12 protein-coding genes, 1 riboswitch and 1 other annotated feature are annotated in these 16,981 nt (G+C 49.8%); all 12 genes read left to right on the forward strand.

Translation table 11 applies throughout. The annotated features are described in order from the left end of the window. Nucleotides 1-432 precede the first annotated feature (432 nt). Nucleotides 433-633: riboswitch (cobalamin riboswitch) on the reverse strand. Between the two features lie 101 nt (nucleotides 634-734). The 12 genes from PGS38_RS01035 (at nucleotide 735) to ilvC (ending at nucleotide 16,976) form a co-directional block, all read left to right on the forward strand. Next, nucleotides 735-2,174: a SpoIID/LytB domain-containing protein gene (locus PGS38_RS01035; protein ID WP_118639892.1), complete on the forward strand. Its 1,440-nt coding sequence runs from the start codon at nucleotides 735-737 to the stop codon at nucleotides 2,172-2,174. A 78-nt stretch (nucleotides 2,175-2,252) separates the two neighbouring features. Continuing rightward, a complete protein-coding gene (locus PGS38_RS01040) occupies nucleotides 2,253-3,230 on the forward strand; it encodes a LacI family DNA-binding transcriptional regulator (protein WP_270475757.1) in 978 nt (325 codons plus the stop codon). Between the two features lie 252 nt (nucleotides 3,231-3,482). Continuing rightward, entirely contained in the window at nucleotides 3,483-5,327 is a 1,845-nt protein-coding gene (locus tag PGS38_RS01045) for an alpha-amylase family protein (RefSeq protein ID WP_118639891.1), read from the forward strand. 113 nt (nucleotides 5,328-5,440) lie between these two features. Beyond that, nucleotides 5,441-6,310 carry a YihY/virulence factor BrkB family protein gene (locus PGS38_RS01050; protein WP_055226442.1) on the forward strand — a complete coding sequence of 290 codons (870 nt, stop codon included), beginning with the start codon at nucleotides 5,441-5,443 and terminating at the stop codon, nucleotides 6,308-6,310. A gap of 72 nt (nucleotides 6,311-6,382) precedes the next feature. After that, nucleotides 6,383-6,635: a binding site (T-box leader), on the forward strand. A gap of 164 nt (nucleotides 6,636-6,799) precedes the next feature. Continuing rightward, on the forward strand, nucleotides 6,800-7,846 hold the full coding sequence (gene pheS, locus PGS38_RS01055; RefSeq protein ID WP_022461828.1) for a phenylalanine--tRNA ligase subunit alpha: 1,047 nt from the start codon (nucleotides 6,800-6,802) through the stop codon (nucleotides 7,844-7,846). Nucleotides 7,847-7,877: 31 nt separating this feature from the next. Next, nucleotides 7,878-10,322 (forward strand): phenylalanine--tRNA ligase subunit beta, encoded by a 2,445-nt coding sequence (pheT, locus tag PGS38_RS01060; RefSeq protein WP_119188479.1) that lies wholly within the window; start codon nucleotides 7,878-7,880, stop codon nucleotides 10,320-10,322. Between the two features lie 5 nt (nucleotides 10,323-10,327). Continuing rightward, nucleotides 10,328-10,975, forward strand: a complete 648-nt coding sequence (locus PGS38_RS01065; protein ID WP_022461826.1) for a histidine phosphatase family protein — start codon at nucleotides 10,328-10,330, stop codon at nucleotides 10,973-10,975. A gap of 318 nt (nucleotides 10,976-11,293) precedes the next feature. Beyond that, nucleotides 11,294-12,319: an aldo/keto reductase gene (locus PGS38_RS01070; RefSeq protein WP_117804049.1), complete on the forward strand. Its 1,026-nt coding sequence runs from the start codon at nucleotides 11,294-11,296 to the stop codon at nucleotides 12,317-12,319. Then, the gene (locus PGS38_RS01075; RefSeq protein WP_118639889.1) at nucleotides 12,316-13,260 is read left to right on the forward strand and encodes an AEC family transporter; all 945 of its coding nucleotides are present in this window, start codon (nucleotides 12,316-12,318) and stop codon (nucleotides 13,258-13,260) included. The genes PGS38_RS01070 and PGS38_RS01075 overlap by 4 nt, the downstream gene beginning before the upstream one ends. 107 nt (nucleotides 13,261-13,367) lie before the next feature. Beyond that, nucleotides 13,368-15,170 carry a glycoside hydrolase family 2 protein gene (locus tag PGS38_RS01080; RefSeq protein ID WP_117804051.1) on the forward strand — a complete coding sequence of 601 codons (1,803 nt, stop codon included), beginning with the start codon at nucleotides 13,368-13,370 and terminating at the stop codon, nucleotides 15,168-15,170. A gap of 121 nt (nucleotides 15,171-15,291) precedes the next feature. Beyond that, nucleotides 15,292-15,798 carry an acetolactate synthase small subunit gene (gene ilvN, locus PGS38_RS01085; protein ID WP_022462281.1) on the forward strand — a complete coding sequence of 169 codons (507 nt, stop codon included), beginning with the start codon at nucleotides 15,292-15,294 and terminating at the stop codon, nucleotides 15,796-15,798. A 158-nt stretch (nucleotides 15,799-15,956) separates the two neighbouring features. Continuing rightward, the gene (gene ilvC, locus PGS38_RS01090) at nucleotides 15,957-16,976 is read left to right on the forward strand and encodes a ketol-acid reductoisomerase (protein ID WP_022462282.1); all 1,020 of its coding nucleotides are present in this window, start codon (nucleotides 15,957-15,959) and stop codon (nucleotides 16,974-16,976) included. Nucleotides 16,977-16,981: the final 5 nt, after the last annotated feature.

The raw sequence follows: 16,981 nt of genomic DNA on the forward strand, positions 1-16,981 counted from the left end.
TTTGCATTATTTTCGGGTCTTGCTATAGAAACAGCATAAAAAAGCTCCCTTCCTGCAGCGTCCTGTGAAAACAGGAGCGCAGGCGGGGAGCCTTTTTATGGGAAAATATGCAGAAAACGAATTCTGAAAAAACAGAAAAAGAAAAGACCCTGTTTTCGAATCCAACAGAATCTTACCAGTTATGTCATATTCTTTTCAGAGGTGGGTAACCGCTTCGCCATCTGAATCAACCTGCAAGCGGAATAGCAGACACCTTTAAGCGGAGGATGGCGCCTGACTAAGAACAGGCGAAACCAGAATCTGAAACGGTTTACCCGGCCGTTTAATGCAATGCATAAATCTCGCTCGAAGGTTTCTAAAAATCTAATCGAAAATTTTCAGACATTCCATATCCCATAATAGTCTTTGAATGGAAGCTTTCATCGGAAGCATCAACCCTATGCATACAGAGCAGGTTTCCTGACTTACAGATCATCGTTCCACATTCCTTCTCATATGTTGCGGACATACAATGGATTTGTTATGCTTCACTCCCTGATTACAGTGACCGGATCGCCCAGGAATCTCACCTGAATTCCCTCTCTCACCAAAAGACGGATCTTCTTTTGATGCACTCTGGATGTTGATATGAAATTTATACACAACCGTACTATATACCATAGGGCGGTATTTGTCAAGGAAAAATCGCAAAAAGAAAAGGAATCGGACAAAAAGCCGTGTGCATAGAATGAGATATGAAGAGAAAAAATGATAAATTGGAATTGATACTGTTAGGAGTGGGGATTCTCCTGTTGCTGTTATTGTTTGTTGTGAAGCGCCGTCTGGATGCGCCGGAAGAGACAGCGACAGCAGAAAGCAGGACGGAGACGATGGAAGGCAAAAAGCAGGAGGAGACGATACAGAACATGGAACAGGAAAACGCGGCTTTTCTGAACAGTAAAAAGGAAGAACAAAAAGAAACAACGGCAGCCGGACCGGTACAGATTCGTGTCCTTCTGACGGACTGCGGAAAGCTGGGATACGCACAGAAACAGGTGTCCCTGCGTGGAAACGCAAGCCTTTCCATGAACGACGGCGCATACATAGCTTCCCCGCAGGAGACGATCTGTGTGACGGAACAGGAATGCGGGGAAGTTGTGCATGTGGTGCCGGCCGATGAGACGGCGGGAACGGCGGTTTCCCTGACGGGAAAGCCGGAAGACGAGACGGTTTATCCGGGAAGTTTTGTCATCTATAAAAGCGAAGAGGGACTTCTCGTTGTAAATGAACTTGATCTGGAAATGTATCTTCGGTATGTCGTGCCGAGTGAGATGCCGTCCTCCTACGAAAAGGAGGCATTAAAAGCACAGGCGGTCTGTGCGAGAACGTATGCGTGTGCCAGGATTCGTGAAAAAACGTGGGAGAACTACCACGCGGATGTAGACGACAGCGTGGAAAGCCAGGTCTACCACAATATGGAAGCGCAGCCGGAGACAGACGCTGCGGTGGCGGAGACAGAAGGAAAAATCATCACCTGCGGCGGGGAACCAATTCAGGCGTATTTTTTCTCAACCTCCTGCGGGAAGACGAGTACGGATGAAGTGTGGAATACGGCGGAGACGGCAGAATATCTGAAGAGCGTGACGGTAGGCGGGGAGAAGCAGGAACCGGAGACGGAGGAGGCATTTGCATCGTTTATCACCAAAAGGGACAGCACAAGTCTGGAAGTGGAGGACGGCTGGTACCGCTGGCAGGTGACGATTCCGGCGGATGTGCTGTCAGAACGGGCAGCGGATCAGAAAATCGGGGAGATCACGGGGATTGAGGTGCGGCGGCGGTCAGAGGGAGGTGCGGCAGAAACCGTCCGTATCGAGGGGAAAAAAGGATCCATGGAAATCGAGGGAGAGTATCAGATCCGAAAGTTCCTCTCGGCGAAAGGCTGGCCGATTCAGAAAAATGACGGAACTGTAAGCTGTGAGATGGAGCTGCTTCCGAGTGCCTGCTTTATCGTGGTTCCGGAAAAAGAAGGGGAAACGGCTGTCTCCTTTACATTTTACGGCGGCGGCTACGGCCACGGCGTCGGCATGTCACAGAACGGTGCGAAACATCTGGCAGAGCAGGGAAAATCGTATGAGGAGATTCTCCGCTATTTTTACCAGAACATCGAAATCGGCGACTGCCGTTCCCTTTTTTAAAAAAATCACCGAAAACAGATTTTTTGTGCTATAATGGGCGAAAGTGAAAAACAGTTAGAAAATGACGAGGAGAGAAACATGGCGACAATCAAGGACATAGCGGCACGCGCCGGCGTTACGGCGACGACGGTTTCCCGCGTGATCAACAACCGCGGATACATCAGTGAAGAGACAAGAAAAAAAGTAACGCAGGCGATGCAGGAGATGAATTACCAGCCGAATGAGCTGGCGCGTTCCCTGGCAAAAGCGCATTCCAATACGATCGGGGTTATCGTTCCGCACATCTCGCACCCGTTTTTCAGTAAAATGATCAGTGCACTCGAGAGCGCGGCGGCAAAGCGGGGCTACAAGATTCTGCTCTGCAACTCGAAAGATCAGCCGGAGAAAGAAACCGAATATCTCGATATGTTCATCTCCAACCGTGTAACCGGCGTTGTGATGGCAAGCCGCGAGGTGCAGATTGAAAAGTTTCATGATCTGAAAATTCCGATCGTCAATTTCGAGCGAGAGGAAAATACGGAGGCCATTACAATCCAGTGTGACAACGAGCAGGGAGGAGCGCTTGCAGCATCGCATCTTGCGGACTGCGGCTGCTGCCATCTGCTTCATTTCGGCGGAATCGTCGGAAGAGATATGCCGGCGGACCGGCGTGCGGATGGATTCCTGCGCGTCTGCCGGGAGCGGGGGATTGAAGGGGAAGTTCTTTTGAGTGACCGCTTAAGCTACGGCTCCATGCACTATGAATCCTATATTGAAAAGGGCCTTCTGGAGCACCCGGAGACGGACGGCATTTTTGCAAGCAGTGACCTGATTGCCGCACAGGTACTCCAGCGCCTTTACGCCATGGGAAAACGGGTGCCGGAGGATATTAAAGTTGTCGGGTTTGATGACACTGTGATCGCCGGGATTACCACGCCTTCCATCACGACGATCCATCAGCCGATTGAGGAAATGTCGGAGCTTTCCATTGCGTATATCGACCGGAGAAGAAAGGGAGAGATGGTGCCGAATGTGACGACCATGCCGGTGAGCCTTGTGGTGCGCGATTCGGCGTGAAACAAAAACGAAAAGAAAACTCTGCGGAAAAAAGAAACCGCGGAGTTTTTTTCTGCCCTGCGGTAAACGATAGACAGAAAAATAGCAAAAAAGACAAAGAAGAAGCCGGAAATTTGTTGAAAAATATGGTATGTAAACGGTTGACATATAATTCACACAACGGTATACTGCAAGAGAAGAAACGTAACACAGAATTACCGTTACCGGAATGATGTGACAAAATAAAGAATAAGATAAAGGAGAATAAACAACATGACAGTGGAATATCAGAGAAGACTCGAAAAACACTACGACGAGCTGAAATGGCTCTACTGTGAGCTGTATCCAAACGGCCAGGGACGCTTTGAGGAACTCTGTGCAGCCATGGAGCAGTGGTACAAAGAGCGGAATAAAAAATGGAAAGCGCTGGATCGGAAAAGAGAAAAACAGAAAGACTGGTACAAGAGCCAGAAAATGCTCGGTATGATGCTGTACATCGACGCATTCGCAGATAACATCAGCGGCCTTGAGAAAAAACTGGATTATTTAAAAGAGTGCAACGTCAACTACCTGCATCTGATGCCGTTCCTTGCAACGCCGAAGGGAAAAAGCGACGGCGGCTATGCGGTTGCCGATTACCGCACGGTACAGCCGTCCCTTGGAACGATGGAAGATCTGGCTGCCCTCTCTGAAAAATGCCATGACCAGAGCATGAGCCTTTGTATGGATTTCGTTATGAACCACACTTCCGAGGATCATGAATGGGCAAAACGTGCACTTGCCGGTGAAAAAGAGTACCAGGACCGTTACTTTTTCTTCGACAACTACGATATTCCGTCCGAATATGAAAAGACCTGTCCGCAGGTATTCCCGACAACGGCACCGGGCAACTTTACCTGGAGAGAGGACTGCCATAAATTTGTCATGACGACGTTCTATCCATACCAGTGGGATCTGAACTATGCGAACCCGGTTGTCTTTAACGAGATGGTAAACAATATGCTCTATCTCGTCAACCAGGGAATCGATATCGTCCGCATTGATGCCGTTCCATACATCTGGAAACAGCTCGGCACCACCTGCCGTAACCTGCCGCAGGTACATACCATTGTCCGCATGATGCGTATGATCACCGAGATCGTCTGCCCGGGCGTTCTGCTGCTCGGCGAGGTTGTCATGGAGCCGGAAAAGGTTGTTCCGTACTTCGGAACACTCGAGAAACCGGAATGCCATATGCTGTACAACGTAACGACGATGGCATCCACCTGGCACACGGTTGCAACGGCGGATACCCGCCTGCTGAAACATCAGATGGATATTGTGACGAGACTGCCGAAGGACTATGTCTTCCTGAACTATCTGAGATGCCACGATGATATCGGCTGGGGCCTCGATTACGAATGGCTGAAACAGTTTGGCATCGCCGAGGCACCGCATAAGAAATATCTGAATGACTATTTCCGCGGTTATGTGGAGGGAAGCGACGCAAGAGGAGAGCTCTATAACGACGATCCGGTGCTGCAGGATGCGCGTCTCTGCGGAACAACCGCTTCCCTGTGTGGACTTGAGGCGGCAGGCTTTGAGCAGAATGAGGCGAAGACCGAACAGGCGATCCAGAGAATTGAGATGCTGAACGCATACCTTTTCATCCAGTCTGGTATTCCGGTTATCTACAGCGGCGATGAGATCGGCCAGGTCAACGATTATTCCTACAAAGAGAGTGAAGATTCTGACCGCGCAGCCGACAGCCGTTATCTGCACCGCGGCCACTTCCGCTGGGATCTGGAGCCCCAGAAGGAGAAAAAAGGAACGGTTCAGAATCAGATTTTTGCTTCGATGAAAAAGATGGAGGAGCTGAAATTCAAATACCGTCCGTTTGAGGGTGAGGCGGATGTCTGGACCGAGGAAACGTATGATACGGCGCTTCTCTGTGTCTGCAGAAAATCCGGCAATGAGATGGTAACGGGTCTCTTTAACTTCAGCAATGAAGACCGCACGGCCTGGATCGATATGGGTGAGTTCACCTGGAAGGATCTGTTTACCGGCGAGAAACGTGTTCTGCGCGGCGTTCCGGTTCCGGCACGCGGTTACGCATGGTATTACCGGAAATGGAATTAAATCCCTTGCGAAGGAAAGAAAAGTATGATATGCTTTGTAGGCTATCCTGAAGTACGATATATGTGCAAGAATGGGATAGATTCACGAAAACAAAGAAAAGGCGGTTTTGCCAGATGATAAAAACAATCCGCGGTTTTATGAAGCGCCTGAATGAGGACCATGTCGGTGCTTATGCAGCGCAGAGTGCGTATTTCATTCTTCTTTCCTTTATTCCGTTTGTTCTTCTGGTTGTTACGCTTGTAAAATATACGCCGCTGACGCGCGACGATGTTTACAGCGTTCTGATCAATATGCTGCCCACGGAGTTTCAGAGCTACGTGGGCGGTATTGTAAATGAGATCTTTTATCAGTCCGTTGCTTATATGCCGATTACGATCATCACAACGCTGTGGTCGGCGGGAAAGGGCATTGCGGCGCTGACAAATGGGCTGAACAGCATTTATCACGTAACAGAGACACGTAATTACATCATCAACCGGCTGCGGGGCATGGCATATACCTTGATATTTGTCGTTGCATTCCTCACCAGTCTGGTGCTTCTGGTCTTCGGAACCCGCATTCAGAATAAGCTGACGGAACATCTGCCGATGGTGGCGCGTGTGACATCCTCTATCATGGGAATGCGTACCCTGATCACGACAGGCGTGCTGGCTCTTCTGTTTCTTGTACTGTATAAATGTATTCCAAACCGGAAGGCGAGCTTTAAGAGCCAGTGCCCGGGCGCACTGATCTCATCCCTTGCCTGGTCTATTTTTTCCCTTGCATTTTCCATGTACCTCGACATCGCGCTTGCGGCGTCCAATATGTACGGCAGTCTGACGATGATCGTGTTTATCATGATCTGGATGTATTTCTGCATGTGGATCCTTCTGATCGGCGCGGAGATCAACGCGTATTTTGAGGATAAACTGCGGAAACTGCAGAACGCGGCGATCGAGCATTTTATGGAAAATAAAGAGACGAATAAAGAAGCGGGAAAATAATGGCTTGACATCCGGGGGTCAAGACGGTACAATAAATATTGTTTATGAAAGTTTTATAAATAATCTAACAGGAAAAATGCTGTGAAGATGTTCAGAGAAATATTTTTTCCGCCAGAGAGAGGGAGTCATCGGCTGCAAGCTCCTTCAGGTTCAGGAATATTTCAAATTTCGCATTGGAGCAGATGTCCGGAACGTATAGCAGAATACTGGAAATGCAAGTAGGGACAGACGTTTGGTGTACGTTACAGCACCGGTTATGAGTGTCTGCAGGAAGTATCTGCAGAAATCAGGGTGGTACCGCGAAATTTCAGATCTCGTCCCTTTGTGGGGCGGGGTCTTTTTTTGTGAGCAACGAGCCAGACAGCCATGCTTGCATGGATATTTGGCGACTGCCACGAAAATCAGATGCTCCGCTGTTTGCAGCGGGGTATCTGACTGTTTTTCACATTTACCATCAAACAAGCAAGAAAAAGAAAGTAGGAGAGTCAAATGCAGGAAAAAAGTGTATTAACCGGCCATCTGTCTGAATTAAAACAGAAGATTGAAAATGGACTGGAAGAGCTGAAAAGCTCCAAAGAACTGTATGAATTTAAGAGCGAGTATCTGGAAGGAAAGAAAAGTAAGATCAGCGGGCTGATGAAAGAAATGAAAAACATTGCCCCGGAAGAGCGCGCAAACTACGGTAAATCCGTCAATGAGTTAAAAGAGTGGGCGCTTGGCCGCTTCCAGAAAGTGGAAGAGGAGATGAAAGAGCGCGAGCTGCAGAAGAAATATGAGTCCGAGAAAATCGACCTGACCCTTCCGGCAGAAGAGACAGCGATCGGAAACCTTCATCCGGTTACCTTGATCCGCAAACAGCTCATCGACATCTTTGCAGGCATGGGCTTTGAGGTATACGAGGGAAGAGAAATCGAGACCGATTACTACAACTTTACTGCACTGAATACACCACAGGATCACCCGGCAAGAGATATGCAGGATACCTTCTATCTCTCCCCGGAATTCCTGCTTCGTACCCAGACATCGGCAGGCCAGATTCATGTCATGGAAAACAAAAAGCCGCCGATCAAGATCCTTTCCCCGGGACGTGTTTTTCGGTCTGATGACGACGCAACCCATTCTCCGATGTTCCATCAGATGGAGGGACTCGTTGTCGACAAAAACATCACCCTCTGCGACCTGAAAGGAATGCTCGACGTACTCGTACAGAAGATCTACGGCGAGGGAACGACAACACGTCTTCGTCCATCTTACTTCCCGTTCACGGAGCCGTCCGTTGAGGTAGACTGCAGCTGCTTCGCCTGCGGCGGAAAAGGATGCAGCCTCTGCAAGGGAACCGGCTGGATCGAGGTCCTTGGAGCAGGTATCGTAAACAAACGCGTGCTGGAGAACTGCGGCATTGATTCAGAAGAGTACAGCGGCTTCGCTTTTGGCATCGGCCTGGAGCGTATCGCCATGCTGAAATACGGAATCAACAACATCAAACTGTTATTCGGTTCCGATCTGCGGGTTTTAAATCAGATTAACGAGAAATAAAGACGAAACAGTTTGAATTTGGAGGTTTAATATGTTAGTACCGTTAAGTTGGCTGAAAGAATATGTAGATATCGATGTTACCCCGGAAGAACTGGAGAAAAAACTGTTCGACGGCGGTTTTGAAGTAGAAGAGCGTTATCAGGTGGGAAAAGACATCAGCAATGTTGTTGTCGGTCTGGTGGAGGGCTGCGAGCCGATCCCGGAGACCCATCTTCATGTGTGCCAGGTAAATGCAGGAGAACACGGCACCATGCAGATCTGCTGCGGCGCAGACAACGTGCACACCGGCGGAAAATTCCCGGTTGCCCTTCCTGGCGCTTCTGTTTATGCAACAGCAAAGGATCATAAGACCATCGAGGGTGTTATGACCATCAAAAAAGGAAAATTAAGAGGATATGAGTCCTGCGGAATGCTCTGCTCCGGCGTGGAGCTCGGCCTTACCGAGGATCTGTACCCGGGCGCAGGCTACAACGGACTGCTTGTTCTGCCGGAAGATGCCGAGCTTGGCGCAGATGTCAAAGAGCTGACAGGTCTTGACGACTGGATCTTTGATATCTCCCTGACTGCAAACAGACCGGACTGCCAGAGTATCCTCGGTATCGCAAGAGAAGTATCGGCGATGCTGGAAAAACCTTTAAAAATGCCGGCAACCGATTACACCGAGACGGATGTGGAAAAAGAAGGCTTCTCTGTCCGCGTGGAAGCTCCGGAACTCTGCCCGCGTTACAGCGCTCATTACGTATATGACGTAAAAATCGGAGAGTCCCCGGCATGGATGAAACGCCGTCTGGCACTCGTCGGCATGTCCGCGATCTCCAACGTGGTTGATATCACAAACTACGTCTTAAAAGAGATCGGCCAGCCGATGCATGCTTTTGACTGCTCTTATCTGGAAGGCAATGAAATCTGTGTCAGAAGAGCAAAAGAAAATGAAAAGATTGTGACCCTCGATGAGCAGGAATATACAATGAATGAGAACAACCTCGTGATCTGCGACGGCGTAAAACCGGTTGCACTTGCCGGTGTCATGGGAGGCTTAAACTCCGAGATCCGCGACACGACAGAGGCTGTTATGTTTGAGTCCGCAAAATTCGCACGCGACAACGTCAGAAAGACAGCCCGTGCGCTTGGAAAAGCGACGGATGCCAGTGCAAGATATGAGAAAGGCGTGGACGAGTATTCAACCGTACTTGGTATGAAACGTGCGCTGCATCTGATGGAAGAGCTTGGCTGCGGTAAAGTTTCCCGTACCCATTTCGATGTGAACACCGGAAACTCCATCGATCCGACTCCGATGACCGTCAGTGTCAGCAAAGTAAACGGCGTACTCGGTATCGAAGTTCCGGAAGCAGAGATTCTCCGCATTATGAAAAACCTGAACTTTGCACCGGAAATCAACGGCGATGAGCTGACCATCCAGGTTCCGGCTTACCGTGAGGATATGCTGCCGGAGGGAGAGAACGATGTCGAGCGCTATCCGGACGTGGCAGAGGAAGTCATCCGTATGTACGGCTACGATCACGTAACCGATACCTTCCTTTCCGCTGCACAGGTAACGATGGGCGGCTACAATGAAGAGCAGAAAGGCGAGCTGGCACTGAAGAATACCTTATGCACCATGGGTATCTACGAGTGCATGCATTACTCCTTCTTCTCCCCTGCAGATCTGGATCTTTTGAAACTGCCGGCAGATGCAAAAGAGAGAAATGCCATCGAGATCATCAACCCGATCAACCAGGATCTGTCCCTGATGCGTACCACACTGGCAGCTTCCATGCTGAATGCCATTTCCAGAAATGAGAAACAGGGCACCCTTGAAGGAAGACTGTTCGAGGTAGCAAGCATCTACATTCCGGAGTCCCTGCCGCTGACATCCTACCCGGATGAGAGAAAAGTTCTCTGCGTCGGAACCTTCGGAAACAACGAGAGCTTCTTCACTATGAAGGGCATCGCCAACACCATCGCCGAGAGCATGGACATTGAGTTCACCTACGAGCCGGTTCAGAAATCCTTCCTGCATCCGTATCAGGCAGTGAAAGTACTCTGCGAGGGTACAGAAATCGGATACTTCGGAAAAGCAGCATACGATATCCAGAACGAGCTGAGCATGCGTACTTCCGCTTACATCATGGAGCTTGACTTAAAAGAGCTCTCCAGATGGTACGGCAAAAAACGCACCTTCCAGCCGATCTCCAAATTCCAGGAGGAGAAACGTGACCTGGCATTTGTCATGGACAAAAACATCAGCTGCGGCGATGTAGAGAACTGCATCCGCGAGGCAAACAAATACGTAAAAGAGATCCGTCTGTTCGATGTTTACGAGGGCGGCCAGATTCCGGAAGGCAAGAAGAGCATGGCGTTCACCGTCACCTTTGCACCGAAGGAAGAAGCATTTGACTTCGAAAAAGTACAGAAATTTGTCGAGAAGATCTGCAAGAAACTGCAGAATGAGTTCAACATCGAACTGAGAGGCTGATTTTTATGAAACTTTATATCATACGCCACGGTGAAACTGCGTGGAACGTAGAAGGCAGACTGCAGGGCCAGACGGACACCGAGCTGAATGAGAACGGTGTCCGTCTGGCGAAAGTGACGGCGGAAGGACTGAAAAATATCCCGTTTGACCTTGGAATTTCCAGTCCACTGCGCCGCGCAAAGCACACGGCAGAGCTCGTCCTTGCGGGCAGAAATGTGCCGCTTACGACCGACGACCGCCTGATGGAGCTTTCCTTTGGCTCCTGGGAAGGGCTTGGATGCCGGGCAAACAATTTTGAGATTCCGTCTGAACACTTCGACGATTTTTACAGAGATCCGTTCCACTTCTGCCCGGCGGGAGACGGAGAGACGATCCAGGAAGTCTGCGACCGGGCAGAAGCGTTCTATCATGAGCTGACTGCAAAACCGGAGCTCCAGGACAAGACGATCCTGATCGCCACCCACGGCTGCTGCATGCGTGCGCTGCTGCGCAATGTCTATGAAGACAAGAACGACTTCTGGCACGGCGGCGTGCCGTACAACTGTGCGGTCAGCATCATCGAAGTACAGAACGGTGTTTCCACGCTGCTTGCGGATAATAAAATCTATTATGATCCGTCGGACTGCGTAAACTTTTATAAAGAAGTAAAATAAAAAATGATATTCAGAGGCAGACATAAAAGGAAAGTATTTCCCTTTGTGCCTGCCTCTTTAAATCGCGTTTGCCGTCTGACAGAAAGTGTGATACTATAGAAATAACGGATTTTAACACCAGTAGACAAGAAGTCCCCCGTTTCTGAAGCGGTGGGATGAATTGCTAAAAGAAACATAACGGCATTGGCGGGCGGAGAGAAATCGGTATCCTCCACTGACATGAGGTAAGTCACAGTCGAACTATTTTCGACATGTCAGACTCCGTGAAATACCGACTGTGAGTTGAAACAATGAAAGCGAAAAAGGAGGAACATAAGTATGTCCATGGTAACACTGGGAAGTACAGGAATCTGTGTAAACAAGAACGGCTTCGGCGCGCTGCCGGTACAGCGTGTCACGAAAGAAGACGCTGTTTATCTGCTGCGCAAAGCGTATGACGGAGGCATCCGCTTTTTTGATACCGCGCGTGCATACAGCGACAGCGAGGAAAAATTAGGCGCAGCGTTTGAGAAAATGCGTGAGAAGGTCTTTATCTCTACGAAGACGATGGCAAAGGATGTGGAGGGGTTCTGGAAGGATCTGGAGACAAGCCTTTCCCTTTTGAAGACGGATTACATCGATATCTATCAGTTCCACAATCCGTCCTTCTGTCCTAAGCCGGGAGATGGAACCGGCCTGTATGAGGCGATGCTGGAAGCAAAAGCACAGGGAAAAATCCGCCACATCGGTATCACGAACCACCGCATGAGCGTGGCAGAGGAGATCATCGAGTCCGGTCTTTACGAGACGCTGCAGTTCCCGTTCTGCTATCTGGCAACGGACCGTGAGAAAGCACTGGTACAGGGATGCAAAGAGAAAAATATCGGCTTTATCGCAATGAAAGCGCTCTCGGGCGGGCTGATCACAAACTCCGCGGCTGCATATGCTTTTGAAGATCAGTACGACAACGTGCTTCCGATCTGGGGCGTCCAGAGAGAAAAAGAGCTGGACGAGTTTTTAAGCTACATTGCCTGTCCGCCTGCCATGACGGATGAAATCAAGACGATCATCGAGAAAGACCAGAAAGAGCTCTCCGGCAACTTCTGCCGCGGCTGCGGTTACTGTATGCCATGTCCGGCAGGCATTGAGATTAACACCTGCGCGCGCATGAGCCTGCTTCTGCGCCGTTCCCCGTCCGCCAACCAGCTCACCGAGCGCGGCCAGGCGATGATGAAGAAAATCGAAGGTTGTCTCCACTGCGGCGCCTGCATGAAGAAATGTCCCTACGGTCTGAATACGCCGAAGCTTCTCGAAGAGAACTACGAAGATTATAAAAATGTACTGGCAGGAAAAACACTGGTATGAGTAATCTGATCTTCAGCCTGAACGCGACGATGCCGATCTTCCTGACAATGATTTTGGGACTTTTCTTTCGAAAGGTTGGTATTCTGGACGAATCGTTCACAGGCAAAATGAACAAATTTGTGTTTAAAATCGCACTCCCGGTGCTGCTGTTCCAGGACCTGTCGGATTCTGATTTCTCCGCTGTGTGGGATATCAAATTCGTTCTGTTCTGCTTCTTTGCAACACTGCTCTCAATTCTTGCGGTATGGGGACTTTCCCATCTCTTAAAAGAGAGAAGTGCAAGAGGCGAATTTATCCAGGCGGCGTACCGGAGCAGTGCGGCGATCCTTGGTATTGCCTTTATCCAGAATATCTACGGAAATTCCGGCATGGCGCCGCTGATGATCATCAGCAGTGTGCCGCTGTATAATATCATGGCGGTTGTCGTTCTTGCGGTATTCGGTCCGGAACGGGAGGAGATCACGGCAGATTTTGTGAAAAAGACGGCGAAAAATATCGTGACAAACCCGATTATCCTCGGGATCGTTGCAGGACTTCTCTGGTCGGTGCTTCGCATTCCAAAGCCGGTGATTCTGCAGAAAACGGTGCAGAATATTGCGGTACTTGCAACGCCGCTCGGCCTGATTGCGATGGGTGCGTCGTTTGAGGCAAAGAGCGCGGCAAAGAATATCCGGCCGTCGATTGCTGCAGCTGCGATTAAGCTGGTCGGTCTTGCAGCTGTCTTTCTGCCGATCGCCGTGATACTTGGCTTCCGTCAGGAAAAATTGGTGGCAATCCTTGTGATGCTGGGTTCCGCAACGACGGTGAGCAGTTTTATCATGGCGAAAAATATGGGTCATGAGGGAAGTCTGACGGCAAACACCGTTATGCTCACAACGTGCGGCAGTGCCTTTACGCTGACGTTCTGGCTGTATCTGATGAAAACGCTGGCGTTTATCTAACCGGATTGCGAATATCCGCTTTGATTTTCAGTACACCAAAAGCGTGTCCGGGATTTTGTCCGGGCACGCTTTTATCAATCATAAAAATCAGAAAAAGAGGGAAAAGAATGGACTTCAAAAATGCGGTCAAAGCATTACAGATTGGAAAAAAGGAAGGAAAAAAATTCCGCCTTTCTACGGAATTTGGGAAAAATCCGGAAGAAGAGCTCCCGTTTCCGGAATATCCGCGTCCGCAGATGCGCCGGGAAAACTGGACAAATCTGAACGGATGGTGGGAGTATGCGTTCACGGAAACGCAGAAAATGCCAAAACAGCGGGACGGAAAAATTCTCGTTCCGTTTTCCCCGGAGTGCGATGCGTCCGGCGTGAAGCGGCAGCTGCTTCCAAAAGAATATCTGTGGTACTTCCGCACGATTCAGCTTCCCAAAATTCCTGCCGGAAAACGGCTGCTGCTGCAGTTCGGCGCCGTGGATCAGGATGCGGTAATTTACTGCAACGGAAAGCGTGCCGGAGGCCATCTCGGCGGGTATCTTTCTTTTTCAGTGGATCTTACGCCGTATCTCAAAACGGGAGAGAACGAGCTTGCCGTCAAGGTGCGCGATGAGACGGACACGGACTGGAAGGGCCGCGGAAAGCAGAGCCTTACCCCGGGCGGCATGTTTTACACCGCGCAGAGCGGCATCTGGCAGAGCGTCTGGATGGAATGGGTGCCGGAGACGTATCTGGAACGCATCGTGATCACGCCGGAATATGATACGGCGAGCGTAAAAGTACGGGTTTTCCTCAACGGACCGGATGCGGGACTGACGAAAAAAATTACGGTGCGGGAGAGCGAAGCGCCGGATGCGAAGGTGATCTGCGTCCGGGAGACGAGAGAAAACGAGGCGGAGCTGATTCTCGGTAATTTTGCAGGCTGGAGCCCGGAACATCCGCATCTCTATGGGGTTTCCATTGAAGCGGGAGAAGACCGCATCGAGAGTTATTTCGGCATGCGCAAATTCGGCATTGGAAAAGATGAGAAAGGAATCACGCGTCTTCTCTTAAACGGAAAGCCGTATTTCCAGAACGGTGTCCTCGACCAGGGTTATTGGCCGGAAAGCTTCTACACGCCGCCGTCCGATGAGGCGATGGTTTATGACATTAAGACGGCCAAACGCCTCGGTTTCAATATGATCCGGAAACACCTGAAAGTTGAGTGCGCAAGATGGTATTCCCACTGCGACCATATCGGTATGCTGGTGTGGCAGGATATGATCAACGGCGGCGGCCGGTCGATTCAGACGTTCCTTTTGTACCTTCCGACCGTACTGCCGTTTGTGACAACGGAATTCAGGGATAACTGTTATCCGCTCTTTTCGCGGACCTCAAAAACGGGAAGAGAGTGGTGGAAGCGGGAGTGCCGCGAGACGGTTCATCAGCTTTACAATGCACCGTGCGTGTCGCTCTGGGTTCTGTTCAACGAGGGATGGGGACAGTTTGATGCCAGGGAGATGACAGAAATGGTGCGCGCTCTCGATCCGACGCGGCAGATCGACCACGCGAGCGGCTGGTACGATCAGGGAGCGGGGGACATCAAGAGCCTTCACAATTACTTTCGTCCGTTAAAAGTAAAACCGGAGGAGCGCGCGTTTGCTTTTTCTGAATACGGCGGCTATACGTATCCGGTACAGGAGCATCTCTACTCCGAAAAATCGTTCGGCTACCGCACGTACCAGAACCAGACACAGTACCAGAAAGCGATGAATGCACTGGCAGAAAAGATAAGAGAACTCACAGAACAGGGACTTGCCGCAGCAGTCTACACACAGCTTACCGATGTCGAGGAGGAGTCGAACGGCATCCTTACGTATGACCGGAAGGTATGCAAATGGGAACCACAGGAGGCAAAAGATTTTTGCTCAAAAGAATAATTTGGTAAAATTTTTGTTGACAAAGTGAGGATAAGTTGCTAATATATTGGATAAGGCGTTGGAAGTTGTAAGAAATTGCTGAAAATCCGCGGCGCCTGCGGATGGAGGAAAGTTGGTGTTTATGGAACAGAAAAGAACATTATCCCTGCTGGTGGATAATACGCCGGGACTTTTAAGCAGAGTAGCTGGTCTTTTCAGCCGACGCGGATACAATATCGAGACGATCACCGCCGGTGTGACAGCAGACCCGCGATACACAAGAATGACTGTTGTTCTGTACTGCAGTGATGAAATGATTCTGGAGCAGATCAAAAAACAGCTGGCAAAACTTGTCGATGTGCGGGATATCAAAGAGCTGAAGCCGGACGAGAGTGTCAGACGAGAGCTGATGCTGGTCAAAATCCGTGTGAATGAAAATGAACGCCGCAATGTCATCGCCATCTCCGATGTCTTCCGTGGAAGAATCGTGGATGTGGGACAGGAAAGCCTGATTGTAGAGCTGACCGGAAACCAGTCAAAGCTCGAAGGGTTCCTGAATCTGGTACAGGGATACGAAATCCTGGAACTGGCCAGAACAGGAGTGACAGGACTCTCCAGAGGAGCCCACGATGTGCGTTACCTCGATTAACGCAGATCACATTACATACGTTTGCTAGAGGAATGAAATTTTTGTATAGAAAAGTTCATTTCCCTGACAAACAGCAAAAGGCAGAAATGCTTTTCGCTGTATAAATTGACCGACCTGCCGCCGGTCAAGACATTCTATATATTATGGAGGAAAATAAAATGGCAGCAAGACTTTTTTATCAGGAAGATTGTAATCTCTCTTTACTGGAAGGCAAAAAAATCGCAATTATCGGCTACGGAAGCCAGGGACATGCTCATGCACTGAACCTGAAAGATTCCGGCTGTGATGTTATTATTGGACTTTATGAAGGCAGCAAATCCTGGGCAAAAGCAGAGGCACAGGGATTCAAAGTATACACCGCTGCTGAGGCTGCAAAACAGGCTGATATCATCATGATCCTGATCAACGATGAGAAACAGGCTGCAATGTACAAAAAAGATATCGAGCCAAACCTGGAAGAGGGCAACATGCTGATGTTCGCTCATGGTTTCGCTATCCACTTCGGACAGATCGTACCTCCGAAGAACGTAGATGTAGCTATGATCGCTCCGAAAGCACCTGGCCACACAGTAAGAAGCGAGTATCAGGCTGGCAAAGGAACTCCTTGCCTGGTTGCTGTTGAGCAGGATTACACCGGAAAAGCTCTGGACAGAGCACTGGCTTACGGCCTTGGAATCGGCGGAGCAAGAGCTGGTCTTCTGGAGACAACCTTCAGAACTGAGACCGAAACAGACCTGTTCGGTGAGCAGGCAGTTCTCTGCGGCGGTGTATGCGCCCTGATGCAGGCTGGATTTGAGACTCTGTGCGAGGCTGGATACGACCCAAGAAACGCATACTTCGAGTGCATCCATGAGATGAAACTGATCGTAGACCTGATCTATCAGTCGGGATTCTCCGGAATGAGATACTCCATCTCCAACACAGCCGAGTACGGCGATTACATCACCGGACCGAAGATCATCACAGAAGAAACCAAGAAGACCATGAAGAAGATCCTTTCCGATATCCAGGATGGTACTTTCGCAAAAGACTTCCTTCTGGATATGTCCCCAGCAGGCGGACAGGCTCACTTCCGTGCAATGAGAAGAAAAGCTGCAGAGCATCCGTCAGAGAAAGTCGGAGAAGAAGTCAGAAAACTGTACAGCTGGAGCAACGAGGACAAACTGATCAACAACTAATCGGT

Origin of the sequence: Fusicatenibacter saccharivorans, from assembly GCF_027667425.1 — a bacterium.
GTDB classification, from domain to species: domain Bacteria; phylum Bacillota; class Clostridia; order Lachnospirales; family Lachnospiraceae; genus Fusicatenibacter; species Fusicatenibacter saccharivorans.